General features: G+C 60.3%; 30 protein-coding genes. 17 read left to right on the top strand and 13 right to left on the bottom strand.

The genetic code is table 11. The features are described from left to right. Nucleotides 1-60: 60 nt before the first annotated feature. Nucleotides 61-972, bottom strand: coding sequence for a hypothetical protein (locus M5J09_RS02035; RefSeq protein ID WP_257156797.1), 912 nt, complete (start codon nucleotides 970-972; stop codon nucleotides 61-63). A gap of 238 nt (nucleotides 973-1,210) precedes the next feature. On the opposite strand from M5J09_RS02035, the gene M5J09_RS02030 reads away from it, so the two are divergent. Both M5J09_RS02030 and M5J09_RS02025 read left to right on the top strand, forming a co-directional pair. After that, nucleotides 1,211-2,077, top strand: a complete 867-nt coding sequence (locus tag M5J09_RS02030) for a hypothetical protein (RefSeq protein WP_257156796.1) — start codon at nucleotides 1,211-1,213, stop codon at nucleotides 2,075-2,077. An 8-nt stretch (nucleotides 2,078-2,085) separates the two neighbouring features. Next, nucleotides 2,086-2,982: a hypothetical protein gene (locus tag M5J09_RS02025; protein ID WP_257156795.1), complete on the top strand. Its 897-nt coding sequence runs from the start codon at nucleotides 2,086-2,088 to the stop codon at nucleotides 2,980-2,982. Between the two features lie 25 nt (nucleotides 2,983-3,007). Here the strand turns inward: M5J09_RS02025 and M5J09_RS02020 are convergent, their stop codons facing one another. Next, complete coding sequence (locus M5J09_RS02020; protein ID WP_257156794.1) at nucleotides 3,008-3,655, bottom strand: hypothetical protein; 648 nt, start codon at nucleotides 3,653-3,655, stop codon at nucleotides 3,008-3,010. Between the two features lie 144 nt (nucleotides 3,656-3,799). On the opposite strand from M5J09_RS02020, the gene M5J09_RS02015 reads away from it, so the two are divergent. Then, complete coding sequence (locus M5J09_RS02015; protein ID WP_257156793.1) at nucleotides 3,800-5,077, top strand: serine/threonine-protein kinase; 1,278 nt, start codon at nucleotides 3,800-3,802, stop codon at nucleotides 5,075-5,077. A 97-nt stretch (nucleotides 5,078-5,174) separates the two neighbouring features. Continuing rightward, on the top strand, nucleotides 5,175-5,855 hold the full coding sequence (locus M5J09_RS02010) for a hypothetical protein (RefSeq protein WP_042530050.1): 681 nt from the start codon (nucleotides 5,175-5,177) through the stop codon (nucleotides 5,853-5,855). Nucleotides 5,856-5,870: 15 nt separating this feature from the next. Here M5J09_RS02010 and M5J09_RS02005 read toward each other — a convergent pair whose 3' ends face one another. From M5J09_RS02005 to rpmB, 6 genes are all read right to left on the bottom strand, one after another. After that, a complete protein-coding gene (locus tag M5J09_RS02005) occupies nucleotides 5,871-6,587 on the bottom strand; it encodes a TetR/AcrR family transcriptional regulator (protein ID WP_257156792.1) in 717 nt (238 codons plus the stop codon). Between the two features lie 85 nt (nucleotides 6,588-6,672). Continuing rightward, nucleotides 6,673-7,467, bottom strand: a complete 795-nt coding sequence (locus M5J09_RS02000; RefSeq protein ID WP_144791557.1) for a hypothetical protein — start codon at nucleotides 7,465-7,467, stop codon at nucleotides 6,673-6,675. Nucleotides 7,468-7,703: 236 nt separating this feature from the next. Further along, nucleotides 7,704-7,958 (bottom strand): 30S ribosomal protein S18, encoded by a 255-nt coding sequence (gene rpsR / locus M5J09_RS01995; RefSeq protein ID WP_010187626.1) that lies wholly within the window; start codon nucleotides 7,956-7,958, stop codon nucleotides 7,704-7,706. A 15-nt stretch (nucleotides 7,959-7,973) separates the two neighbouring features. After that, on the bottom strand, nucleotides 7,974-8,279 hold the full coding sequence (gene rpsN / locus M5J09_RS01990) for a 30S ribosomal protein S14 (protein ID WP_042530056.1): 306 nt from the start codon (nucleotides 8,277-8,279) through the stop codon (nucleotides 7,974-7,976). Nucleotides 8,280-8,282: 3 nt separating this feature from the next. Continuing rightward, nucleotides 8,283-8,447 (bottom strand): 50S ribosomal protein L33, encoded by a 165-nt coding sequence (gene rpmG / locus M5J09_RS01985; RefSeq protein WP_042530058.1) that lies wholly within the window; start codon nucleotides 8,445-8,447, stop codon nucleotides 8,283-8,285. Nucleotides 8,448-8,449: 2 nt separating this feature from the next. Further along, nucleotides 8,450-8,686, bottom strand: coding sequence for a 50S ribosomal protein L28 (gene rpmB / locus M5J09_RS01980; protein WP_005279911.1), 237 nt, complete (start codon nucleotides 8,684-8,686; stop codon nucleotides 8,450-8,452). A gap of 613 nt (nucleotides 8,687-9,299) precedes the next feature. Here rpmB and M5J09_RS01975 point away from each other — a divergent pair. The 7 genes from M5J09_RS01975 to M5J09_RS01945 all read left to right on the top strand — a co-directional run bounded on the left by M5J09_RS01975 (nucleotide 9,300) and on the right by M5J09_RS01945 (nucleotide 14,857). Further along, nucleotides 9,300-9,569 (top strand): type B 50S ribosomal protein L31, encoded by a 270-nt coding sequence (locus M5J09_RS01975; RefSeq protein WP_005530151.1) that lies wholly within the window; start codon nucleotides 9,300-9,302, stop codon nucleotides 9,567-9,569. Between the two features lie 15 nt (nucleotides 9,570-9,584). Continuing rightward, a complete protein-coding gene (gene rpmF, locus M5J09_RS01970) occupies nucleotides 9,585-9,758 on the top strand; it encodes a 50S ribosomal protein L32 (RefSeq protein WP_039674524.1) in 174 nt (57 codons plus the stop codon). Nucleotides 9,759-9,987: 229 nt separating this feature from the next. Next, nucleotides 9,988-10,686 carry a response regulator transcription factor gene (locus M5J09_RS01965; protein ID WP_042530063.1) on the top strand — a complete coding sequence of 233 codons (699 nt, stop codon included), beginning with the start codon at nucleotides 9,988-9,990 and terminating at the stop codon, nucleotides 10,684-10,686. Beyond that, nucleotides 10,683-12,236: a HAMP domain-containing sensor histidine kinase gene (locus M5J09_RS01960; RefSeq protein WP_257156791.1), complete on the top strand. Its 1,554-nt coding sequence runs from the start codon at nucleotides 10,683-10,685 to the stop codon at nucleotides 12,234-12,236. The genes M5J09_RS01965 and M5J09_RS01960 overlap by 4 nt, the downstream gene beginning before the upstream one ends. A 110-nt stretch (nucleotides 12,237-12,346) precedes the next feature. Next, the gene (locus M5J09_RS01955; protein WP_257156790.1) at nucleotides 12,347-13,888 is read left to right on the top strand and encodes a S1C family serine protease; all 1,542 of its coding nucleotides are present in this window, start codon (nucleotides 12,347-12,349) and stop codon (nucleotides 13,886-13,888) included. Nucleotides 13,889-14,042: 154 nt separating this feature from the next. Next, nucleotides 14,043-14,609, top strand: coding sequence for a molybdenum cofactor biosynthesis protein B (locus M5J09_RS01950; protein ID WP_042533145.1), 567 nt, complete (start codon nucleotides 14,043-14,045; stop codon nucleotides 14,607-14,609). Then, nucleotides 14,609-14,857, top strand: a complete 249-nt coding sequence (locus M5J09_RS01945) for a hypothetical protein (protein WP_042530068.1) — start codon at nucleotides 14,609-14,611, stop codon at nucleotides 14,855-14,857. The genes M5J09_RS01950 and M5J09_RS01945 overlap by 1 nt, the downstream gene beginning before the upstream one ends. An 89-nt stretch (nucleotides 14,858-14,946) precedes the next feature. On the opposite strand, the gene mscL is transcribed toward M5J09_RS01945, so the two are convergent. The 3 genes from mscL to M5J09_RS01930 form a co-directional block, all read right to left on the bottom strand. Further along, on the bottom strand, nucleotides 14,947-15,378 hold the full coding sequence (gene mscL / locus M5J09_RS01940) for a large conductance mechanosensitive channel protein MscL (RefSeq protein ID WP_239179977.1): 432 nt from the start codon (nucleotides 15,376-15,378) through the stop codon (nucleotides 14,947-14,949). A 315-nt stretch (nucleotides 15,379-15,693) separates the two neighbouring features. Continuing rightward, entirely contained in the window at nucleotides 15,694-16,362 is a 669-nt protein-coding gene (locus tag M5J09_RS01935) for an SAF domain-containing protein (RefSeq protein WP_257156789.1), read from the bottom strand. A gap of 42 nt (nucleotides 16,363-16,404) precedes the next feature. After that, nucleotides 16,405-16,971, bottom strand: a complete 567-nt coding sequence (locus tag M5J09_RS01930) for a 5-formyltetrahydrofolate cyclo-ligase (protein ID WP_257156788.1) — start codon at nucleotides 16,969-16,971, stop codon at nucleotides 16,405-16,407. A gap of 70 nt (nucleotides 16,972-17,041) precedes the next feature. Here M5J09_RS01930 and M5J09_RS01925 point away from each other — a divergent pair, with 70 nt between their 5' ends. The 4 genes from M5J09_RS01925 (at nucleotide 17,042) to glpR (ending at nucleotide 21,513) form a co-directional block, all read left to right on the top strand. Beyond that, nucleotides 17,042-17,971, top strand: coding sequence for a UTP--glucose-1-phosphate uridylyltransferase (locus tag M5J09_RS01925; RefSeq protein WP_257156787.1), 930 nt, complete (start codon nucleotides 17,042-17,044; stop codon nucleotides 17,969-17,971). Nucleotides 17,972-18,031: 60 nt separating this feature from the next. Further along, a complete protein-coding gene (gene glp / locus M5J09_RS01920; protein WP_239179971.1) occupies nucleotides 18,032-19,324 on the top strand; it encodes a gephyrin-like molybdotransferase Glp in 1,293 nt (430 codons plus the stop codon). Nucleotides 19,325-19,328: 4 nt separating this feature from the next. After that, nucleotides 19,329-20,039 carry a GNAT family N-acetyltransferase gene (locus tag M5J09_RS01915; protein WP_257156786.1) on the top strand — a complete coding sequence of 237 codons (711 nt, stop codon included), beginning with the start codon at nucleotides 19,329-19,331 and terminating at the stop codon, nucleotides 20,037-20,039. A 142-nt stretch (nucleotides 20,040-20,181) separates the two neighbouring features. Beyond that, nucleotides 20,182-21,513: a gephyrin-like molybdotransferase receptor GlpR gene (gene glpR, locus M5J09_RS01910; RefSeq protein ID WP_257156785.1), complete on the top strand. Its 1,332-nt coding sequence runs from the start codon at nucleotides 20,182-20,184 to the stop codon at nucleotides 21,511-21,513. Here the strand turns inward: glpR and M5J09_RS01905 are convergent, their stop codons facing one another. After that, complete coding sequence (locus tag M5J09_RS01905) at nucleotides 21,514-22,131, bottom strand: DNA-3-methyladenine glycosylase I (RefSeq protein ID WP_257156784.1); 618 nt, start codon at nucleotides 22,129-22,131, stop codon at nucleotides 21,514-21,516. 24 nt (nucleotides 22,132-22,155) lie between these two features. Beyond that, nucleotides 22,156-22,725 carry a methylated-DNA--[protein]-cysteine S-methyltransferase gene (locus M5J09_RS01900; protein ID WP_257156783.1) on the bottom strand — a complete coding sequence of 190 codons (570 nt, stop codon included), beginning with the start codon at nucleotides 22,723-22,725 and terminating at the stop codon, nucleotides 22,156-22,158. A 19-nt stretch (nucleotides 22,726-22,744) separates the two neighbouring features. On the opposite strand from M5J09_RS01900, the gene M5J09_RS01895 reads away from it, so the two are divergent. Together M5J09_RS01895 and M5J09_RS01890 are read left to right on the top strand one after the other, a co-directional pair. Continuing rightward, a complete protein-coding gene (locus M5J09_RS01895) occupies nucleotides 22,745-23,158 on the top strand; it encodes a DoxX family protein (protein ID WP_239179962.1) in 414 nt (137 codons plus the stop codon). After that, nucleotides 23,145-23,834 carry a zf-HC2 domain-containing protein gene (locus M5J09_RS01890; protein WP_257156782.1) on the top strand — a complete coding sequence of 230 codons (690 nt, stop codon included), beginning with the start codon at nucleotides 23,145-23,147 and terminating at the stop codon, nucleotides 23,832-23,834. Before M5J09_RS01895 ends, M5J09_RS01890 begins: the two co-directional genes overlap by 14 nt. Nucleotides 23,835-23,855 lie beyond the last annotated feature (21 nt).

Below are 23,855 nucleotides of genomic sequence, written 5' to 3'. Positions count from 1 at the left end.
CCGCCCCTCAGCTCGGTGCAGCGCACTGGTTGAGGGGCGGCTTGCGTGGTATGCGGGTTATTACTGCGCGTGCAGTGAGGCCACCGCGAAGCCGGTGTTCTCAGCAGGATTGCCGGCGGAATCCTTGTAGGTAAAGGTAAAACGCAGTGTCTGGTGATTCGCCACGTTGATGGGCATTTCCACTGCTTCCTCGACGGGGACCTCGAACGATGCAAGCTCTGCGCCATCACTTCCATTGACGGTAACTGTAGCGCTGGCAGCCTTGGTGTTCTCACGATTATCAATAAACCCAAAGACCGCGATGAGTTGGCTCTGCCCCTCAGCCAGCTGCACATCAGCGATATTTGTGCTGCCTCCGTGGGAGACATAGGAATCCGGAAACAGAGTGCGTGCGATAACCGCATCCTGTTCGGTGAGATCCGTCTCGATGCTGCCATGCGTGCTAATCGGAGTGCCGGCGAGCGCGGCTGTCGACGTCTGCTCCGAGGACGCCCCTGCCTGTGCAGCATCGGCGGAGTCACGGCCCCAGATAAACCACGCGCCAACACCTAAAACAATGGCGAGGACAACGAGGAGGGCAATGAGCGCGCCAATCGCGCCGCTGAACCTGCCTTTTCCTTTGCCGGCGCCTTGCGGGGACGTCGGGGCGGAGTACTGCGGTGTCTGTGGCTGATGCGGGGGCTGGTTCGGGGCGTGGAACGACGACTGTGGTTGGCCCGACTGGGCATGACCCGGGGGAGGCGTCGACCCGCCACCGAAAACGGGCTGCGCGTTGGCGCTACTACCGCCAGTAGGAGCACCCGGATACGACCCCGGGCTCTGGGGGCGGCTGCCGAAGGGCGGCGGCCCACCATGGCCGGAACCCCCAGAACTCCCGGCAGGAGATCCAAAGCCGGGACGAGGGGTACCGAAACCGGAGTTACCTCCTGAGCGTCCAGATGGTGTGCCCGAGGGGCCAGAAGGAAATGTCATGGGTCCGTACCCGCCTTTCCGCATGCGTGAGAGGTGTCTCTAACAACTTAAACCGTATCCGCCTTATCCCGCGCGGTGCTTGCCACTTTTGAGGGATATTCCCCGCGCGCTCGTGACTGCGCTAAGAAATTGAGCAAGATATCCGTCACCACTGTGCAAAGATGGAGGCACTGTACTCGCTGTAGCGGCAACCACTCCAGACATCGACGCTGCAGGCACTGTAGAAACGGAGGTTTCGGTGACTGACTCAGAACGCAACCATGGATTCGGCGCGCCCCACCCTCAGGAACACGGCGGCCAACCGCACTCATCGCGCAAGGATACCCACCCGGAGACTGTGGACTTTGAGCCTCAGTCAGGCCCTTTGAGCCAAGATCGTCAGTACTCCAATCCCTTCGCACAACCGGGTACTGCACATCCGACCCAGCAGTTTCCTACACAGGAACAAAGCCCAGGTCAGCAGGGCTGGCAAGGACAGCAGAACCAGTGGGGACAGCAGGCAGCGCCCGCTGGTGGTTCGCCTGCCGCATACCCGCAGCAGGCCACGGCACACTCTAGCTCCTCCAACGGCGGCAAGATGGTTCTCATCGCCGTTCTGATCCTCGCCGTTCTCCTCGTCATTGCTGCGCTGGGCTACCTCTTCTTCTTTAAGAACTCCACTTCTGGGCATCAGGCCCAGCCGCCACTGACCACGGGCGTGCAGGCAACCGAGGAGGCCACAGGCGATGAGGGCGAAGCAAACTCTACAGCGGGAACCGCGGAGTCACCGACCTCTTCGGAACAGACTACGAGCTCCGAACCGAAGAAACGCCCCGAGCACCCTGAGCTCCCAGCTGGTGCTGAGCCCGTGAACGACGCTGCCCGCAACAACGAACCGGGCGGAAACTTTAACAGCATATACCGCGGTTCCACGGTTACCTCCGAGGCCTTTGCCAACATCGTGCGCGATGAATACGTGAAGCACTACGTCGATACCAAAGAACTCAACGCGACGATTTCCGCCTACAGTCCGGTGACCAAGCAGACCTACTCGATGGACTGCTCCGATAACGGTAAATTTGTCACGTGCACTGGTGGCAACAACGCGATCGTGTACATCCTCTAATGCGCCGAATGTTGACACTGCGCGATTCCGCGCTTGCTACCGCGACCGTCGTGTCGGTAGCGCTGCTCAGCGCCTGCACGATTGGGGACGTCTCCTCCCATGACTCTGCCGAGGATCCGTCAGCACTCGGCCCCTCGACTCCGCAGCCTACGCTGCCGGAAACCTCATCCGCCCCCGACACGATGGAGGACGTTCCCGTGATTGAGGCGGCTAGCCCCCAGGAAGCCCTCGACGCCATCGCGGCGGAGAACCCCGGAACCGGCATCGCCGTGGCCGGTGCTGACGAAGTCTTTGCCGCGGGAATCACCGACCCAGTGGCCGCATGGTCGACGTCGAAGGTTCCCCTCGCCATCGCCGCTGAGCGTGCCGGGGTAGCTGATTCCGGTGCTGTGTCTCAAGCAATCACGTATTCCGATAACGCTGCTGCTGATTCGCTGTGGTCCGCACTCGGTGGTGGTGAGAAAGCAGCGCAGGCAACGCAGGACGTCATCGGAACGGTCACAGTGCCAGCGACCCCGCCGCGCGAGGGTTTTAGTTCCTTTGGACAAACCCAGTGGTCGGTGGCCCAACAAGCTGAGTTCGTTTCCTCCCTGGGCTGCATGGATGGCGCGGAGGCAGTGCTCGCGGCGATGGGGCAATCCGATCCGGCGCAAAACTATGGCCTTGGAAGCCTCGAAGGAGCAGTGAAGAAGGGTGGATGGGGTCCAGCCACCGATGGATCCTATGAGGCCCGCCAGATGGGGCTTATCACCCTTGGCGGCCGTACGGTAGCCGTGGCGATCTATGCCGAAGCTGAATCTGGGCAGTACGGCGATGCCCAACAGATGCTCACTCGCCTTGTGTCTCAGCTGGAGTCCGCTGACGTGGAGTGGCCTTCGGCCGGCTGCCAGCAGGGAGCGGTATAACGTCGAGGCAGAAGCTCGCCCACCCTTATTTCGGCCAGTACACGTCAAAGACTCCGGTATCGTCGTCGATGGCATAGTCCTTGCCGCGGATAGTCAATACTGAACCAGTGGTGGCGCCACTTGCGGGATCCACAATGGCAGCGCTGAAATCAGTGCCGTTGCCTCTTGCCGGTCCAAAGGCAGCGCCGCTTGACCACACACCGCGGTAGACGAGGGAATCGTGACTCTCGCAGATAACAATGTGTGAATTCGGGTCGGAGCCAGCTGCTGCGAAGACCATCGATTCACGGTTCTGACAGCGTGCCTCCGGGAAATCGGACCAACCGGCGGCAGTCAGGCCGGGCGGAACCGCAGCAACGTCGGAAGCATCCGCCGCGGCGTCTGTGATCGGTGGGGCCTCTTCCGCAGCACTGTCCTTGGGCTCAAGCTCTGGATCTTCCGAGGCCACGGCAGTGTCGGAGTTTTCTCCTGCCACAGGTACTTCTTGGCTGGTGGAGCGCACGTCGTTCCAAATAACGATTCCGGAGATCATGAGCGCGATGAGGATGGCGATCGCGCACATGATCGGCACATTATTGCGCTGTTCAGAGACAGCAGAAGCCGGGTGAGCAGAAGCCGGGGTGAGGTCGTGCTGCTCGGAATAAGAGTTCGTGCCAAATCCTGGGGTAGTCATAAAGTCCTTGGAAAGACGATTGAGAACAACAGCGATCATAACGAGCATGCCCGAACCGGCATCAACCGAGGGGAGTACCCTCCATTCGGGGGAGACGGGACATGGCAGACTCAGCGCACTCTTTGCATATGGTGCAATGGTCAGGTGACTAGTTCCTATTTCGTTCAGTGGCTTACCCAACATAAGCGCTACACCACCGTGTACCTGTTGGGTGAAGGCGGCATGGGGCAGGTCTTTCATGCGACGGATCCAGATCTCTCCCGAGAACTAGCGGTCAAGGTGCTGCTTGATGATGTCCGTGATGAAGCCTCACGCGCCCGCTTCCACAACGAGATGAAGGCGCTGACCCGTATCGGAAGCCATCCCGGCGTGGTTCAGTTCTACTCCAAGGAGTCAACTCCGCGTGGTGACGACGTTATGGTCATGGCCTTTATTGACGGTGGCACTCTCGCGCATGCGATTAAGGATCGCGCCCGCACTGGACGAGGCTTTAGCGTGAATGAGGTTGTCTATTACCTCAAGCCGATTGCCTCGGCATTGGACTACATGCACCACGAGTTACATCCTGGCTGGGTACACCGCGACGTCAAGCCGGCGAATATTCTGCTTCGGAAGCGTCCAGGTAGTCTCCCGCCAGCTGTCCTCACGGACTTCGGCATCAGCATTCAGGAAGGCCAGTCCCGCCTGACAAGGATTGGGCACATCGTAGGAACAGAAAAGTATTTGGCCCCCGAGAACAATGGCCGAGCTTATGGCGATGATGATCTCTCGGCCCGTGCAGACGATTACGCCTTGGCACTCATCGCCTTTGAAATGTTGACTCTGCATCATCTCAAAGACACGATGCCCCGCAGCGAGTGGATAGGGGAGCGTCGCCTCCCCGATCTGACGAGTGCGGCCTTTGCCGATTTCCTAGCTCCGGAAACCGCGCGAGTGGCTAGCCACGTACAGAAGGCGTTAGATAAAGCCCTCGATGGCGTGCCCATGCGCCGCTATGCCACGGCGCAGGAGTTCATCTCGGCTCTCGACAAGGCAGCGAGCTCGACCTCGTCTCCGGCCGCACTGCCTAGGCAGCACGTGCCCACACCAGAGGACCAGTCACAACCGAGGCCAGAGGCCCGTGTGACACCACCCTCGCAACCCGAACAGCAATCTCCGCTACCGCGCATATCGCAGCAGCAACAGCAGCTGTGGCCAGAGCCATCGGGGCCGACAGAACACAGTCGGCCAACCGGATTTTTCACACCGGCAAACCCCATCTCGTCCACGGAGCACATTGATCCTTCAGCGCCTGTAACTCCGGCGGTGCCGTCAGGTTCACGCATACCGGACAAGAAGGACAACACGAATGCACTTTTCATCGCTGCGACCGTCGTGGTAATCTTCCTTATTTTCCTGGTGACCTGGGCAGTTGTGGCTTAGCGGAAGGCTCTTTCAGAAGCTCCATAGGAGTTGGCGCTAGACTGAAAGACAATTTTCCGGGCATGATTGCCAAGTTGTGCCCCCGACGGAGGTGACTATGAGCACGCAACAACCACATACGCTTCAGGAAGCGGAACGCGGCCCACGGCTGCGGATTGATGATCTCATTGGTGGCGTGAGGATCGTTGCACCGGGGGAGGAAGTCGTTGTCGGCCGCGCCGGTGATTTTCGTGTGGGCGAAGGTGATCTCACCCTGCACCGTCATCTCTTCCAGCTGTGGTACGCCGGCCAGGGCTGGATGATTTGTAACGTGGGCAGCCACATCCCGTTACGCATCGAGCTGCGTGGGGTTAAGGGGTTCTCGCGAATCGACCTCGGCCCGCGGGCAGTGGCCGCCGTTCCGCCCGGACCATCCCGTATCACTTTTGAGACCCCCGAGTGCCCTTATGAGCTCTACATTGACGTGGAGAATAGCAATTATGCGCGTCGCACCAAGCGCGAGCAGGTGCAGGAAGAAGAACGCACCCGAACTCGCCACGTACCTAACGATGAGCAGGAGGAACTCCTGCGGCAGCTAGCGAGCTACCTCAAGAAACCCGGCTCAACGGATGCTGATATCCCATCCGTGCGTGAGATTGCGGACGCCCTGGAATGGACGGAAAAGAAGACGAACCACAAAATGGATCGCCTCGTTGACAACCTCAAAGCCGACGGCGAGAAGGTCTACAAACCCTATAAGACGTTTCTGGCGCACTACGCCATTCGTCACGGACGCTGAAGGCGCCGAGGGCTGCTAGCGTACTGCCTTCTTGCGGTCGGCGGCGGCAGCGGCGGCCGAGGAAATGGAGTCATTGCGGTTCTTGAGCAGCTCCAGGGTCGTGGCCTCTGCGGCGTCGGGAGGAGTGGTGCCGAGGACGGCCAGTGCGGCGTCCGCCAGCATGGCGGATTGCTCCGGCACGCGCTGGGAAGCGTCGAAGGGCGCGGTGCCATCATTGGGGCGCATTTCAATGACGGATAGGGCGATGTGGAAGGGGAGCTCAACGCGCGGATCATCTTCACCGACAATCCCGGCGGCCGCCGAGCGGAAATGCTCCTTCAGACGGTCACGCTGCTCGTGGTACTCCCCAAACTCCGGGGAGTTAGCCACCGGAAGCTGATATAGCCGGCCCACATTCCACGCGGAAGTCAGCAAGAGGCGCGACTCTGCCGCAACGAGAGACCACAAGCGCTGGGCCGGTGCGGCGTCTGAGGCAGCGAGCTCCTCTGCCAATTCGAGTGAGGGCTCAATAGTGGAGTTGAGCAGGGTAAGGAAAATATCCGTCTTGGACGGAAAGTGATAATACAGCGAGGCCTGGCGAATACCCACGGCATCGGCGATCTGGTGGGTTGAAGTCGTGGCAAACCCTTGTGTGGTGAACAGCTCGGACGAGGCGTCTAAGATCTCCTCGCGCGCGGTGTTGCCACGGCGGCGTGGGCTGTTCTTACGCGGCCTGCCAACGGTACCTGCCATCAGGCGGACTCCCTTCGATGAGCGTCACTCACTAATTATTTTCAATTCAACTATCGTACTCCGCACAGCGGGAAGGGCTTAATTCCTACCCTTTAGTTGTGCCTACCACACTACCGTGCCGCGCAACGATGGATTCTACAGTTGCAGAAACAGTGCGGCAGGCAGAGCCATAGGCGGTGCGATCGAGTGGGGGAAGGTCACCAAGAACAACGCCGTGCTTGTCGACGCCCTCGTACCACCTTCCGAGCTCAAGTGCCACGCCCGTGCCCCAGGCGAGGCTCAGCCCCTCGGCCTCGCTGGCGGTGAGCAGCTCGCGTTCCACTCCGATGGCCAAACGATCCGGAGTAGGGCGAGGGGCGGGCGCTGCCCAGCGGGCAATGGCGGAGACAGGAGCCAGTAGAGTCGGGCGGATGGCGACGTCAGCGGAACGGTCCGGCAGGCCATCGATGAGCTTGAGTGGGGCTGGGCGCTTGGCTAAGGCGTCGGTGTAGAGGTCCTCTTCGCCGCCAGCGCCCAATGGGAGGCCGGCATCGGCACGGGTGGCGGCGGATGCTTCAACCGCGGCGCAGTTAAGGCCAGCATCGGCGATTACCTGCTCCAGCTGAGGGTCTTCTCCTAGCCACGTAATGCGCATGGATGGTAAGAGATCGCCCCGGGCGGCAGGCCCAGTGAGACGTACAGGGCTGCAGAGGCCCGGAGAGCGCACGAGATCTGTGACCACGCGGGCAAACCACGCTGCCAGCTCGACGCCATCCGCGCGGTGCGCAGCAGCATTGCGGATGAGGTCCTGGGCCTCCTCCAGCAGGCCGCGGGCGTGCGCGGGGGAGTGGCAGTGTGCGGCGAGCTCGCTTAGATCAGTTAAGGATTCGTGCAGCGACATAGGTTCTCAGGCCCCTTTCTGTCAGGGTGTTTCTCGTTCTTCAATCTAGCAGTACAGCCACCGATGGCCATGTGGCGGGTGGTGCGAGGTTACGTCAGTTGTAGCGGTGAAAACGAGAACCGCCGCCCCAGCTCCTCTGAATGAGGAACGAGGCGGCGGGCCTGAAAGCTCTTTTGTCCTGTCCTAGTGAGTCACGAGTACAGCGGCAAAAGTGCGCTGTTGAAACCAGCTAGTGTTTAGCGGGACGTGAACGGCAGGAGAGCCATTTCGCGTGCGTTCTTGACGGCAGTAGCAACCTGGCGCTGCTGCTGCGGGGTCAGACCGGTGACGCGACGGGAGCGGATCTTGCCACGATCGGAGATGAACAGACGCAGAGTCTTGATCTCCTTGTAGTCAACCTTCTCAATGCCCTCGGCCTTGAGCGGGTTCTTCTTCGGGCGACGGGTCTGCTCCATACGGAACTTCTTGTGGTTATTACGCTTGACAGCCATTGTGTGGTTACCCCTTTACCAGCTGGACTTGCGAACGCCCGGCAGCTCACCACGGTGAGCCATGCCGCGCATACGGACACGGGACAGACCGAACTTGCGGAGGTAACCGCGCGGGCGGCCATCGGCAGCGTCGCGGTTACGGACGCGAACGCGGGCAGCGTCGCGCGGCTGACGGTTCAGCTCGAACTGCGCCTCGAGGCGCTCGTCGTCCGGGGTGTTCGGGTTCTTGATGATTGCCTTGAGCTCGGCGCGACGCTCCGCGTAGCGGGCGACGATTTCCTTGCGCTGCTCGTTCTTGGCGATCTTAGACTTCTTAGCCATAAATTATCGCTCCTCGCGGAATTCGACGTGCTTGCGGACAACCGGATCGAACTTCTTGAGGGTGATGCGATCCGGGTTGTTGCGCTTATTCTTGCGGGTCACGTAGGTGTAACCGGTGCCCGCAGTGGACTTCAGTTTGATGATTGGACGAATGTCATTACGTGCCATCTTTAGATCTTCTCCCCACGTGCGCGAATCTTGGCCACGACGGACTCGATGCCGTCACGGTCGATGATCTTCATGCCCTTGGTGGAAACATTCAGGGTGATGGTACGGCCCTCGGAGGGCAGGTAGTACCGACGACGCTGCACGTTGGGGTTCCAACGGCGCGAGGTGCGGCGGTGCGAGTGCGAGACCTGCTTGCCGAATTCCGGCTTGCGGCCCGTTACCTGGCAAATAGCCGACATGGGTCTTCTTTCTCCTAGCCGCCCACATCGAAAGCGACTAACGGAGTGCCTAATCCGCGGTGAGGCGCGGCGCTCGAAAAGTGAGGTTGAGCAGGAGGCTTAATCCGTTGAACACCAGTTGATGAGGGCGTAAAACGATTACTTTGACAACAGCAAGGGGAAATCTTACATGCCAGCCAGCTCAGAACCTAATCGCCGATCAGTTGAGCCATCGAGTAGGCGCGTGCGGTTGGCCGCGCTGAGGGGCGTGCGGAGGGGGAGGCGTCGCTAAGCATAGCGTGCCAGCTCTTGCCCTGCTCACCTCGCTGTAAGAGCAGGCGAAACTGGCGACGAGAGCGCATGTGTAGTGCCCGTCAGGTGTGTGATCTCTGAGGCCCTGTGTGGCTGGAGATATAAAGGAGATGTCGGCCCGTTGTCGCGATTTAGGTTTTGGAACCTCGGCCCTGTAGGATATTCCGAGTTGTCGGCGAGAGCCGCACAGTTTGTAAGCATTGAGACCCAACTCGGGCACGATCCTTACGCACGCTGTGGCGTTGCGACGTGTAGTGATGCACCCACGCACGGTGTGGAGAGAGGGAACCGACCCGTAGTTCAACCCTGAGGGAATCGACATATGAAGAAAGATATCCACCCGGATTACCACCCGGTGGTCTTCAAGGACGCCGGTACCGGCCACTCCTTCCTGACCAAGTCCACCGCTACCTCCGACCGCACCGTTGAATGGGAAGACGGCAACGAGTACCCGCTCATCGTCGTCGACGTGACCGCTGAGTCCCACCCGTTCTGGACTGGTGCCCAGCGCGTCATGGATACCGCTGGCCGCGTTGAGAAGTTCAACCAGCGCTTCGGTGCAATGGCTCGCCGTAAGAAGAAGAACGCGTAAGGAGGATAGGAAAAGATGGCAACTCCTAAGTTTAAGAAGTCCCGCGCGAATACCCACTCTCGCCGTTCCCAGTGGAAGGCTGACAACGTCGCCCTCCAGGAAGTCACCATCGACGGTCAGACCGTGCGTATCCCGCGCCGTCTGGTGAAGGCTGCCAAGCTCGGCCTCATCGACGTCGAGCAGTTCTAAGGCGTTTAAGCCTGCTGCTGTGACAGTATCCCCGGCGTAGTCATTCAAACTGAGTGATTATGCCGGGGATTTTTCTATCTTCACCCCGTCATTGAGCAGCGCGTTTCGGGGTTGAGGAAGGGGGGTATGAAGCCGGAGGGGTGATTTTCGTCCTTAAGGGGGGATTGAAGGGGGCGAAATAATACGTTTCGCTTCGTTAAAATGCCCTTCATAAGTCATAATTGGTTCTATGAAGATTCTAGTCGTGGATGACGAGCAAGCCGTACGCGAATCGCTTCGCCGATCTCTGAAGTTCAATGGTTACGATGTGGCGCTGGCCGCCGATGGTGTTCAGGCCGTCGAAGCAGTGCACAGCGATAACCCTGATCTACTCATCCTCGATGTCATGATGCCAAACATGGATGGCCTCGAGGTCTGCCGCACTCTGCGTAGTGAGGGCTGGGACCGTCCGATTCTTGTGCTTACCGCCCGTGATGGTGTCTCGGATCGTGTTGCTGGCTTGGATGCGGGTGCTGATGACTACCTGCCCAAGCCCTTCGCGTTGGAGGAGCTGCTCGCGCGCGTGCGTTCCTTGGTCCGTCGCGCTGCTGCTGATTCCATTGGTGCAAAGCCGCCGGCTGAAACCCAGCTGAGCTTTGAGGATCTCAAGCTGGATGCAGACACCCGTGAGGTCACCCGCGGCGGCCGTCAGATCTCTCTGACCCGTACCGAGTTTGCCCTCCTGCATCTGCTTATGGAAAACCCGCGCAAGGTGCTCTCCCGCAACACCATCCTCGAAGAGGTGTGGGGCTATGATTTCCCCACCTCGGGCAACGCCCTCGAGGTCTACATTGGATACTTGCGTAAGAAGACCGAGGAAGATGGCGAACCGCGTCTCATCCACACCGTGCGTGGCGTGGGCTACGTGATGAGGGAGGCTATCGCGTGATTCTCCGAAGGCCCGCGTCTCACGCGGTGCCTTCTGAAGCCTCACCGGCCGCCGCACAGGTGGCCATGTCCCCCCGCCGCGGCAGCTGGGCTTCACGGGCGCCGCTACGGTGGCGCCTTTCTCTCGTGACAGGCGTTGTCGTCGCTGTATCGGTTGCAGTCATGACATTGGTGACCTATTGGCTGGTGGCAGCGTCAATGACGGCGAGCGTGGATAAGCTCATGGCGCAACAGGCCGATGTGCTGATACGTCAAGCGCAGGATCCCAGCTTCGTCGGCAATATCGACCAAGAAATCGCGTCCTTCAAGCTGTACAACCCGGAGACACGGGTCTCCATTTCGCCTCCTTCGGCCACTTTTGCCTACGGTGATGCTCTCCCGGTGGGCGGGGATTTCAAGCGTGACGGTGACACGACGGAAACCTCCATCTGTACGGTGAATGGCGAGCGGGTGTTGGCTAAATCTCACGATGGCGGCGCCACGGTGGTCGTGGCTAAGAGCCTTAGCGCTACTGAGGAACTAATTTCTGCCGTGGGCTCAGCGCTGCTGATTATCGTTGCCTTCGGCGTGCTGCTGGCAATTTTTGCGGGCATGGTGGTGTCGAAGACAGGAATGCAGCCGATCGCGCGCCTGAAGCGCGCAGCAGATTACGTTACCCAGACCAATGACCTGCGCCCGATTGAAGTTGTCAGCAACGATGAGATGGCGCAGTTGACGGTGTCCTTCAACCGAATGCTGAGCGCCCTTCAGCACGCTCGCGTGCAGCAGTCCCAATTCGTGGCCGATGCCGGTCACGAGCTCAAGACGCCGCTAACCTCCATGCGTACCAATATTGAGCTACTCATGATGCTTAACAAGTCTGGTGGTGGATTCGGCATCAGCGAAGAAGATCGCCGCGACCTCGAAGACGACGTGATGGCACAGATGTCTGAGCTCTCCACTCTTATTGGTGATCTCGTGGACTTGGCGCGAGAGGACGCAACGGAGAAGGAACCGGAGCCGGTGGAGCTGCATGAGGTTTTGGAGAACTCTCTCAACCGAGCACGTCGTCGCCGCCCCGATGTGGATTTCCGCGTGAGGTTTATCCCGTGGGTGCTCGATGGCGATCCCTTTGCTTTGGGTCGTGCCACGCTCAACCTCATGGACAATGCGGCCAAGTGGTCTCCGCCTACCGGTACGGTCCGCGTGTCTATGCGTCAGGTGGCAGCGAACAAGGTGTTTCTGCGCGTCGATGACTCTGGCCCCGGTATTGCCCCAGAGGAGCGGGAAAAGGTGTTCGAGCGTTTCTATCGCTCTGCGGAAGCTCGTTCGATGCCGGGCTCCGGCTTGGGCTTGGCCATCGTCAAGGCTGTGGTTGAGCGCCACAATGGTGTCATCACCATCAAGGACTCCGCGGATGGCGGAACGCGTATGGAAGTCATTTTGCCGGGCCGCCCCACGGAAGGCGATGCCATGGTGGACGGACTGGAAGAACAGCCTAATGAGTTTCAGGAGGATACCCCCGCTGACCGTGGCCAGATCTTTGCGGAGCGGTGGTTCAACCAAGGCTAGCCAGAGGCTAACGTCCCAGTTCATGACATACAGGAAACGTTCAGCTTCTTGTAGCAGAATTGCAGTGCACTAACAGATCCGCATCAGCGCTGTAGTGCACACTAGATGGCATGAACGTGAGGAACTCGAACATGGATAACTCGCAGGAACCCCGTAACACTCAGGCGGGGAGCGAGTCGACTGGCTGGAACCAGCCGCGCTCTGCGGCACAGACCCCGCAAGGCTTTGGGAACCGTCCCAGCCACAACCCTGAGCAGAAAGGGTCCAATGACGCTTCGGGGGCGTCGGCCCCGCATGCGCCTCAGGCGCCGCACTCTCCGTACGCCGGCCAGGAACCCATGGGCGGGGAGACGTCGCATAGCGGCGGCAGCTCCTATGGCTTTGGTGGCCCGCGGCCACGCAACGGCTACAACGCGCACAGCACTCAGCAGCAGCAACCCTATGCCGGACAGCGAGCGTTCGGCACCGCTGCCAGCACTGGTCACAACCCCCAGAATCAGCCAGTGTTCGGCGGCCAACAGAACGCTGGTGTTCACATGGTTCCTACTGACAAGCAGTCCACACCCAAACGCACAGTTGGCTTAGGCACCGCGTTGGCGATGCTGGTAGGTGCCATCGCTGCGGGTGGTGTGACCGGCGCTGTCGTCGGCGCGATGAACAATGACAAGGATTCGACGTCGACGGTCAATGAGGTGTTGCAACAGCAACCCGTGGTCAACAGCACGGGCAAAGAGCCTGCCGATGGCTCCGTGGAGGAGGTGGCCTCGAAGGTGCTCCCAGCAGTGGTGTCGATTTTTAGTATGACGCGCTCGGGTGGTGCTGAGGGCTCTGGGTCAATCATTTCCCCGGATGGCTATGTTCTCACCAACCACCACGTGGTCGCGGGAGCGGATCAAGGCGGGCGCCTTGAGGTAACGATGAATGACGGCTCGCATCATTCCGCAACCTTTGTGGCCTCAGATGCCACGACAGACGTTGCCGTAATCAAGATCGATGATGCGAAAGACCTGCCGTTCTTGCAGTTCGGCGATTCTGATTCCGCCGCAGTGGGCCAGGAAGTCGTCGCAGTAGGCTCGCCGCTGGGACTCAATGCGACGGTGACGTCCGGCATTGTGTCAGCAAAGAACCGTCCAGTGCGCGCTTCACAGGAAGGCGGGGAGTCTTCGCTTATCGACGCCATCCAGACCGACGCCGCGGTAAACCCCGGAAACTCCGGCGGACCACTGGTCGATATGGAAGGTAATATCATCGGCATGAACTCGATGATCGCCTCCCTGTCCAGTGGCGCTAACGCTGAAGGTGGCTCCATTGGGTTGGGCTTTGCCATCCCGTCCAACTTTGCTAAGCGCATGGCTGATGAGCTCATTAACAACGGCAAGGTCAAGCACCCCACGTTGGGAGTGAAGGTGCGCGCGCAAAGCACTGTCTATGGTGCAGAAATCGTCGAGGTGGAACCCGACAGCCCCGCTGACAAGGCAGGCTTGAAGGACGGTGATATTGTCACCCGAGTCAACGATCGCCTCATTGAGAGCTCCGATTCGCTGATCGCGGCCACACGTTCTCAGGAGTTCGGTGCGACCGTCACCCTTGAAGTGACGACCAAGGACAGCGAAGATTCGCGACAGGTAGAGGTAACGCTGGCGAGCGAGTAAGTTTACACATAGCCAGGCGGTTGACGTGGGCGCCGTGTTCGGGGCCGCACAGAGACCGCCGCACCTAGACCACGCAGAGAACACCCCACGGACAACACTGAGCCTTTGGCCTTAAGGAGACACTCCCTTGGCAGAGAAAACCGATACCACAGACATGCTGGGACGCGACGCCTCATACGAGCTTGATGACGTCAACGAACCCGATGACGCCTTCCTTTTTGCCAGTGAACAGGAGCAGAGCGTGCAGGCGCCACGTCGTGCGCTCGTCGTCATCGTGACGGATCACCCAGATGACACTGCGCAGGATACTTCCCGCCTCGCGGGCGAGCTGCTGTCGGAAGCAGAGTTTACCGTTGATGGTGCTGTGATTGTCCGCTCGAAGAAGTCTAAGATCCGCCAAGCCATCGAAACAGGTGTCGTAGGTGGCGTGGACCTCGTGCTCACCATCGGCGGTACCGGCGTGGGGCCGCGCGATAAGACTCCGGAGGCCACTCGCGCAGTGCTGGATCAGATGGTCCCCGGTGTGGCACAGGCGCTGCGGTCCTCCGGCCAGGCGTGTGGTGCGGTGGATGCATGCACGTCCCGCGGTATCTCCGGTGTCTCCGGTTCGACGGTGATTGTCAATGTCGCAGCGTCGCGTGCCGCGGTCCGTGACGGCATGGCTACGCTGACGCCGCTGGTACACCACCTCGTTGACCAGCTGCAGAAGTCTAGCGTCTAATGGCTGAATCAGATCGGCGTCCTGCACGTCGTCGCCGCCGCGTACAGCGCCCGTCCACTGCGCAGAATTATGACCGTAGCTTTGATGCACCCAGCACGGATTTCCGCGACACCGCAGGAAACGTGGGTGATGACGAGCTGCGCAGCGTCGCGCTCGACAATGACTCCGTCGTCGGAAACGACGATGAGCCCACCGGTGAGGCCTTCTACCGCGAGAACATGCCGCCGCATTTCGGGGCTACCCAGTAGAGCAGGCGGCCGTAGGCAGTGCATGAAAAAAGGGCGGGCCTTCCTCCTCGGAACGGCCAGCCCTCCTTGTGTTTTACGCCCTATGCTGATTACTTCTTGGTGGCGTTGGTGTTCTGGCCCGTAGCACCACCGCTCTCAGCAGCGAGCAGGTCACGAATCTCCGCGAGAAGCTGCTCGCTGGTCGGTGCAGCCTCTTCAGGATCGACACCCTGGTGGCGCTTGGCGCGCTGCGTCAGAGCATCGATCGGCGCAATGATTCCGAAGTAGACCACAGCGGCGATGATGAGGAAATTGATGACGGCGGTGATGACGGCGCCGAAGTCCAGGAAGGTTTCCGGGCTATCGGTGATGCTGAACCCTAGGCCGCCCATATCCGGGGAGCCGAAGGAATTGATGAGCGGCTGGATGAGGTGATCTGTCACGGAGGTGACAATGGCGGTGAACGCCGAGCCAATGATGACTGCGACAGCTAACTCAATGACGTTTCCGCGCATGATGAAGTTTTTAAAACCCTTGAGCATATGAATGTCCTTTTCTAATGAAAACCTCGTTCGCCTTACAACCTTCCTCGTAGGGATGTCGGTGCAGTGCGCCATACGTAGCGTGCCCACTGCGATGTATTCGATGCTGTGGTGGGCTAACGGGAAAGAGGGGCGAGACGGAGCGGGAAACTACTGCGATGAGAGGCCACTGACTGGCGCACTGCCGGCAGCTCCCTGTGGGCTAGTGGGCTGTGGCGCCTGAGTGGACATAAACACACTAATCCGCGCAGGTTAACGGAGGCAACGTGCAGAGACAGGCATCCGAGAAAAGGCGCTGACAAACACAGAACCTGACTATGTGTGAGCGCGGTCTCCAACAATGACCACCGTGAGCGGTTGCGCCAGGGACGCGGCGGCGACGGCTTCAGCAGCCTGCGCGGGTAGTGCGACGAGGAGTGTGCGTGTGCGGGCGCCAGCGTCCGGCGCGTCAACCGAGACGACGCGTGCGCCGCTGGCGATTGTGGCGCCTTGTGCAGAGGAACCATAATCATCGAGAGCGACCGCGTCATCCACATCGCGGGAGTCTGTGCCGCCGACGATATTAACGGTATCGCCGTGATGCAGGTTGGATGCGATCTCCGGTTCCGCCAAGGTCAAAGGGATGAGGTGGGCATCTGACATCCCGAAGTCCGCGACGAGGTCGGAGCTCAGCAGCCGCGTAGTAGTGAGGATTTCACCTGCGCCAGCCGATGCCACGAGAACTCGGCCGACAGCCTCCTCCGGGTTACTTCCTAGGGCTGTGGCGGGAAGAAGAGACGAGGGGACACGAGCCACCGCAACATCACCCTGGGCAAGTTTCTCGCCCGCAGCTACCTCGCGTGCCATGACCACAGTGCGAGGCTGCTCACGAGTAGAGGCTAGAGCGCTCACGGCAGCAGCCACGAGCAGCATGCAGGCCAGAGTTCGCCGAATCAGCACGCTGCGTCGGTGCCCTGGTGTGCGCAGGATATGAACGAGTTCCATATCTTCTTAGACTGTGCAGAGCTCCGTGCGGTTCCCAGGTCGCTACATCCAACTCATCCCGAGCTCAGTGAGGATGCCATCGACGGGACGATCGTGGTCCTCAAAGGGAACCTCACGTACTTCGGTGGAATGCACGAGAGCGACCACAGGCGGCTGGCCAGTCGTGAGGGGAGCCAAGGCGCGGTCGTAGTAACCGGCGCCCTTTCCCAGGCGCATGCCTGCTGGGCTCACGGCCATGGCGGGAGCCAGAATGAGATCCAGCTGTGCCAACACCGCGCTGGAGTGGCGTTTGCCAACCGGTTCCGCAATGCCCAACGCGCCGGGACGCATGGAATCTGGGCCGTCGTAAAGCGTCCACAGCAGCTGACCATCGGTGCCGGAAATCGGCAGATAGACCTCGCGACACGCAGCAGCGATGCTGTCCACCAGCTCTGGGCCACCCGGCTCAGTGCCGAGCGGGTGGTACGCTGCGACCCGCATTGCAGGCGTGAGAAGTGCACGAACCCCGGCGCACCACGCCTTGTTATCTTGAGCGCGCTGCTCGGGGTTGCGCGCTCGGCGCGACTGAAGAAGCTGGGCCCTGAGAACAGCCTTAGGGGTGGTTGTCATGGATATAAATCATAGATCGCTGGCGTAGCGCACCGCGGAGCTGTGGTCGGCGCATTGTAAACTGGAATCTATGGCTATTGCACATGAGGATTCCCCCACTGGGATCGCCACGGTTGTTGTCCCCGCAGCTGGCATGGGCACCCGCTTTTTGCCCGCCACCAAAACTGTGCCGAAGGAGCTGCTCCCTGTCGTCGATACGCCGGGTATTGAGCTGATTGCGGAGGAAGCCGCATCCGTAGGCGCACAGCGCCTGGCCGTCATCACCGCACCTAATAAGCAGGAAGTGATGCGCCATTTTGAGGAATTTCCTGAGCTGGTTGAGACTCTTGACGCTCGCGGCAAGGATGAGCAGGTGGGCAAGGTTAAGCGTGCCGCTCAACTGATTCACCCCATCTCCGTTCCACAGGAGAAGCCCCTTGGTTTGGGGCATGCAGTCGGCTTGGCTGAGTCCGTTTTGGACGAGCACGAAGACTTCTTCGCCGTGATGTTGCCAGATGACATCGTTCTACCCGCGACCGTCATGGGTGAGATGGCTCGCGTGCGTGCAGCGCTCGGCGGCAGTGTGCTGTGCGCGTTCGAGGTGTCCCGGGAAGAAACCTATAACTACGGCGTCTTTGACGTAGAGGACACCAATGTCCCTGGCGTGAAAAAGGTCGTGGGCATGGTGGAGAAGCCGGAGCCGGAGGACGCTCCGTCCAATCTGGTGGCGACAGGCCGCTACCTGCTGGACCGTAAGATTTTTGATGCCCTGCGCCGTATTAAGCCGGGCAAGGGCGGCGAGTTGCAGCTGACCGACGCCATTGAGCTTCTCATCAAGGAAGGCCACCCGGTTCACGTTGTGGTTCACCAAGGCAAGCGCCATGACCTGGGTAACCCGGGTGGATATATTCCCGCAAACGTGGATTTCGGCCTGCGTGATGAGAAGTATGGCCCTGCGCTGTACAAGGCCCTCAAGCACATCATGGATGAGTATGAAGCGGAGAACGGCCTGAAGGGCTAGCCTCCGCACATTAAGCTTTAGTCCATCCCCCACAGACCCCACAGCGAAGGTAGGCGGTGTATGCGTTCGGTCGATGACCAGATGGCGTTCATTCTTGATGCGGCGGTGACCCCGGAGCCGGTGCGCATAGCCATCGCGAATGCCCTGGGACTCAAGTGCGCTGAGGAAGTGCAGGCGAATCAGCCGCTGCCGGGCTTTCCGCAGGCAGCGATTGATGGATATGCAGTGCGTGCAGTTGATGTCGGCGGAGAGAAGGCACTTAAGCCCCGTCCGCGGCCGGCAGAGGATGAGGCGGGTGACCCTGCCTCAGAACCGGAGACTGAACGTTCCCTACCTGTGGTCGGTGAGGTACCGGCAGGTTCGCGTCAGCCTTTGCGCCTTCAGCCTAAGCAGGCAGTGCGGGTGTACACGGGTGCACCTTTGCCGACGCTTGCCGACGCTGTCCTGCCCCTCGAATGGTCTGATCGCGGACGCAAGCGCGTAACCTCGCACCGTCCAGTGCGCTCGGGTGACTTTGTCCGTCGCGTGGGCGATGACATTCAGCCGGGTGACGTTGCAGTGTCCTCTGGGACCGTCCTGGGGCCAGCACAGATTGGCCTACTCGCTGCGGTAGGCCGCTCCAAAGTTTTGGCCTATCCACGTCCGCGCGTGACCATCGTGTCCTATGGCAAAGAGTTGGTCGATATTGACCGTGAACCGGGCTTAGGTCAGGTCTTTGACGTGAATTCCTATGCCTTGGCGGCCGCAGCGAAGGAGGCCGGCGCCGACGTGCAACGCGTGGGTATTGCTGCCGGCGAGCCGCGCCGCGTGCGCGAAGCTCTGGAAACCCACCTCGCGCGTAGTGAAGTTCTCGTCATTTCCGGTGCCGTGGGTGGCGCAGGCGCAGACGAGATCCGTGGGGTTCTCGATGAGCTTGGTGACGTCGATACCTCACGTGTAGCCATGCACCCAGGCTCGGTTCAGGGCTTTGGCTTGCTGGGAGAGGAACGTATCCCGACCTTCCTGCTGCCCTCGAACCCGGTCTCTGCGCTGGTCATTTTTGAGGTCTTTGTTCGCCCGCTTATTAGGCTATCCCTGGGCAAGCGAAGCGGACAGCGCCGAGTGGTGCGCGCTCGTGTGCTCAACCACGTTGAGTCTCGCCCGGGCCGGCGTGGCTTTATCCGTGCGCGCTTGATGCGTGACGCTGAAACCTCTGACTACCTTGTGGAAGGGCTCGGTGGGGCCGCGGGCGCACCTGCTCACCTGCTTGCCGGTTTGTCAGAGGCCAACGCCATGATTCGTATTCCGGAGGAAGTCACGGAGATCCGACCAGGCGATGTGGTTGACGTTTTGTTCTTGACCCAGCGCAGCTAGGCCCATGCTGGATCCCTTTGGAAATGCCGCTGGGCGGCTGTCGAGCCCTGCGAGCGGTGAGGTTAACCCGAATCATCCTGGTTGGCCAGAGGCCACTCCCGTCGTTCGCATGAGACCAACTCCGGCGTTTCCACACGGACTGTCTGTGCGTCTGCGGCCGCTCATGCGCGGTGATGGCGGAGCTTGGCGGCAGCAGCGAATTGAGGATCGTGAGTTTCTCAAGCCGGTGGAACCAACCCTGCCCACTTCTTGGAACTCCGCGCATTCTCAGTCCGCGTGGTGGAACCACCTGATGTTCCTGCGTGATTCAGCCCGCTCCGGCACCGTGGTCCCTCTTGTTATCGAGGTTGACGGCCAGTTTCGTGGTCAGTTGACCTTGGGAAACATCCAGCACGGAGGAGTCAGTGAATGCTGGGTGGGCTACTGGGTACATTCAGGGGTACACCGCGCGGGTATTGCCACTGCGGCCTGCGCATTGGGGGTAGATCATGCTTTCTGCCGGGTTGGTCTGCACCGCGTGACCGCGACCTATCTTCCGGGCAATCCCGCTTCCGGCAAGGTCCTTCACAATAACGGTTTCCGTGATGAGGGTTTCCTTCGCCGCAATTTGCATATTGATGGTGCGTGGCGTGATCACCACTTTTTGGCGCTCAATCGAGAGGATTTTGCATCGAGTGCCGTCGAGCGCCTGCGTAGTAGTGGTCGTATCGCATAAAGGCCGTCGACCTCTGCTTTCACTTAAGTCACAACCTTGTAATTTTGGGGCCGACAATGCCCGAATCGGGTAGTAGGGAGGCTAAAGTGGGGGCCTAGTTGTACTCCCTTTTCGTCGACCCTGGAAAGTGGGAACCTTCCTCATGATGACCACTGTGCCCATCATCCTCGTCATTGTGGTGTGGCTTTTCATTCTTGCTCCGTGGCTGCTGCGCTCCCAGCGCCCCATGAGCCACACCGGTGAGGCCTTCGAGGAGACCCGCGTGCTCTTTGAAGGCGACTCTGGCTCCGTACCGGGCCGCCGCAAGCCACGATTGGGTAAGGCGGATATCCGGCCCAGCGCCCGCGTCTCTGCCGAGGACCCGGATGCCGAGTATGAGTTGGTGCTGGCTGATGATGCCTCGGATGAGGATTCCAGTACTGCTGATGTCGCTTCCAGTAAGGGTCCCGGTGAGGGGACTGAGGGCCATGTCGTGGCGGACACTATCGACGGCGAAGTGGTCGAGACCCCTGAGGGCGCCACCACGGCTGATTCTGTGGCGGCGGTCCCCGTCGGTGCTGAGAATGCCGCATCAGATGCAGACGCGGCCGAGGACACCAGTGATGACGACGGTGAGGATGACGTCATCGTGGAAGAGGAACGCATCCAGGAGCCCAACGCAGACGTCGATCCCGTTGAAGCTGAGGTCTTTACCACGCCGGCCCACACCTCAGTGGCAGAGGATGCCTACGACTTCGATGAGACCTTCACGTCCCCGGTTGATCTCCTTTATCCGGGGGCTATCGATGCCCCGGCTGCCGCGAGTGCTGCTGACATTGGTGAGGGTACGGCTGATGCTGAGGAGGCTGATGCTGAGGACTCCGCAGAGTTCGATGATGCCGTCTCTTCCGGATCGGCTGCTGTTCCCATGAGCGAGGCCGTTGACGGGGAAGAAGAACCGGAGCGCAACCCACACACCGATACCGAGCTTTCCGCTGAGGAGCTTGCCTTTGCACAGCGCCGCCTCGGACGCGGCGGCTGGGATCCGGTAAAGGAGAAGGAAGCATCCGCAACCCGCTACCAGCGCCGCCAGCGCACGCTTATAGGCTTGGCCGTGGCCGTGGTTGCCACGGTTTGTCTCGGCATCGTCTTTGGCGGCTGGGCTTGGTGGCTCGCCGGAATCGCCGGTGTCATCACCACCGTGTACCTCGTCGCATTGCGCTCCCAAGTGCGCCGCGAGCAGGAGTTGCTGCGCCGCCGCGTCTACCATTTGCGCCGTGCACGCCTTGGAGTGCGTAACGCAGAAAACCCAGCTGAATCGTTGCCGCCAAACCTGCGACGCCCAGGTGCCCTCGTCCTCGAGATTGATGATGAGAGCCCTGACTTCGATTACTTGCCGGTCTACGACGAGGATGACACTGACGGTGATTTCGACGGCCCGCACAGCTCTCCACGTCAGCGCCGCGATGACCTTGCGGCGCGCCGTGTGGGCTAGTTAGGCCGGCCAGATACCGGAGGTGCCGCGGCGGTGTGAGCCCACCAAGTGGGCATCCACCATGCCGATGGCCTCCATGAGGGAGAAACAGGTCACCGGCCCTACAAACTTGAATCCTGCATTCTTCAAAGCTTTGGACATGTCTTCAGCTTCCGGCGTGTATTTGGGAATATCTTCCTCGCATTCAGGAGCGATGGTGTCTTCTGGCAGGAAGCTCCAAATGAACTCATCGAGCCCGCCCTCCTCGCGTAATGCCACCGTGGCCTTAGCGTTGGTGAGGGTGGCCTTGATTTTTAAGCGATTGCGGATAATGCCGTCATTTTCCATGAGGCGTTCGATTTCTTCCTCCCCAAAGCTGGAGAGCAGATCCGCATCAAAACCGGCAAAGGCTTCGCGGAAAGCATCACGCTTGCGCAGCACGAGCTCCCAGTTCAACCCTGCTTGAAATCCTTCGAGGCACAGTCTCTCCAAGAGAGCGGACTCTTCGTGAACGGGCATACCCCATTCAGTGTCGTAATAGTGGCGTAGCAGCGGCGAGGTCATCGCCCATGCGGGGCGCCCCAATCCCTCCGCGTCGTACACAGGCCCAGTATCGTTCGTCATTTCCGTAACAGTCATACCTTCTTAGACTGCGCAAACCTCTCAGCGGTTCCCGCTCTGCGCCATCCTAGCGTGGTGTTCTTCGTGTTCTAGGAGGAAAGCCTTGGCTTCGGCGCCGCCGCGGTAGGAACCGATAAGCCCGTCGGCGCGCACTACTCGGTGACAAGGAACCACGATCGGCAGCGGATTGGATGCGCAGGCGCTGCCGGCTGCCCGAACCGCACGCGGGCTTCCTGCGGCCTGTGCTAAGTGCGCATAGCTCCACCGATGCCCATAGGGAATGAGGCCGAGAGCTCGGTGGGCGCGATCACGGAAGGACAGCGGGGGAGTAGGCAGGGCGAGTTGCACGTCGAAATGGTGGCGGGTGCCGCCAAAGTATTCGATGAGTTGTTTCGTTGCGGAGCAGAGCACGCGCTCGGGTACGCAGGTAGACCTAGCCGCTGCTGTTGCAAGTGGGGGTTGCGGGACCGCATCCAGATCAGGGTTCTCAGTAGGAAAATAGACATGGGTTAAGCCGTCGTCGCTGGCGACGAGGGTCAATGAACCCAGCGGTGAATCTACGGTGGTCCAGATGCTCATGGCGCGGGAGTCCTTTCGTAGGGCAGTGGGCATCCAGGGTAGTCTATGAATCATGAATCGACCCGCTGTTCGCGATGCCGCGTTGCTCATCTTCCGTGCAGTGCTGGGCGTCATCTTCGTGGCGCATGGCGTGGACAAGATGTTCTTTGCTGGCATGGACGAAACCACCGGGCAGTTCTCTGCGTGGGGAATCCCGCAGCCGCAGCTATCGGCCTATTTGGCCAGCGTTGCGGAAATGATTGGTGGCGCCGCCTTGGTCGTCGGCCTGTTGACCACCTTTGTGGCCGGCGCACTGGCGCTGCTCATGGCATGTGCTCTTTACTTCGTGCATTTGAGTAATGGCCTCTTCACTGCGGACGGTGGTATCGAGTATCCGCTGGTGCTCATGGTGTCCTTACTCATGATTGTCGTGTTTGGTTCGGGTCGCGCCAGCGTAGATGGGGTGTTGAACCGTGCTGACGCATGAGCAGGTGCAGGCGGCAATCTCCGCGCAGTTGGACGGTGAAGTGCCGCAGCTTGCTCCGGATGTCATCGATGCCCACCTTTCCGGATGCCCGGAATGTGCGGCCTTCCGCGATAAAGCAGCTGCGCTGTCTCATTCATTGAGCCAGGTCCAACCTGCAGGGCACCCCCCTCGGGACCTCTCAGAGGTCATCCTCGCGGGCGTGGAACCGGAATGGCAGCGGGCCTCGAGCGCACGCCAAGCCTCCGTGGCTCTTGCGAGAATAAGCCTGTCAGTACTGTCCGTGGTCTTTCTTGTGTGGGCAGTGGTGGTCGTGGTGAGTGCATCTGGGCTGACCACCACCGGCAGTGAAGGAACTCTGGCAGAAGGTGCGGATCCGGAACGCGCACGCCTGCTCATGGAAGCAGCTGCGTTGCGCTTTGGACTAGCCAGTGGTCTTGGCTTTGCCGCTTGGCGGCCAGCATCAGCGCCTGGCCTGCTGCCGGTCGCCTGTACCATGTTCGCCTTCCTCTGTGGCTTCACCATGCGGGATTTCGCATTGGGAACGGCGGGGGCCGGCCAAATCTACATCCTTGTGGCCACGGGATTGGCTGCAGTGGGCCTGGGCTGGGCGTGGGCCGCGGACAGGGGCTTTGTGCTGCGGGACGTTTATCGCGCCCTGACTGCGAGCCCTCGTTAAGCGTTAGGGGAACAGACACAT

This window comes from Corynebacterium sp. BF-R-2 (assembly GCF_024586525.1).
In the GTDB taxonomy this organism is placed as follows: domain Bacteria; phylum Actinomycetota; class Actinomycetes; order Mycobacteriales; family Mycobacteriaceae; genus Corynebacterium; species Corynebacterium singulare.
Note: the sequence above shows the minus strand (reverse complement) of the source record. Positions and strands in the feature narration are given on the sequence as shown.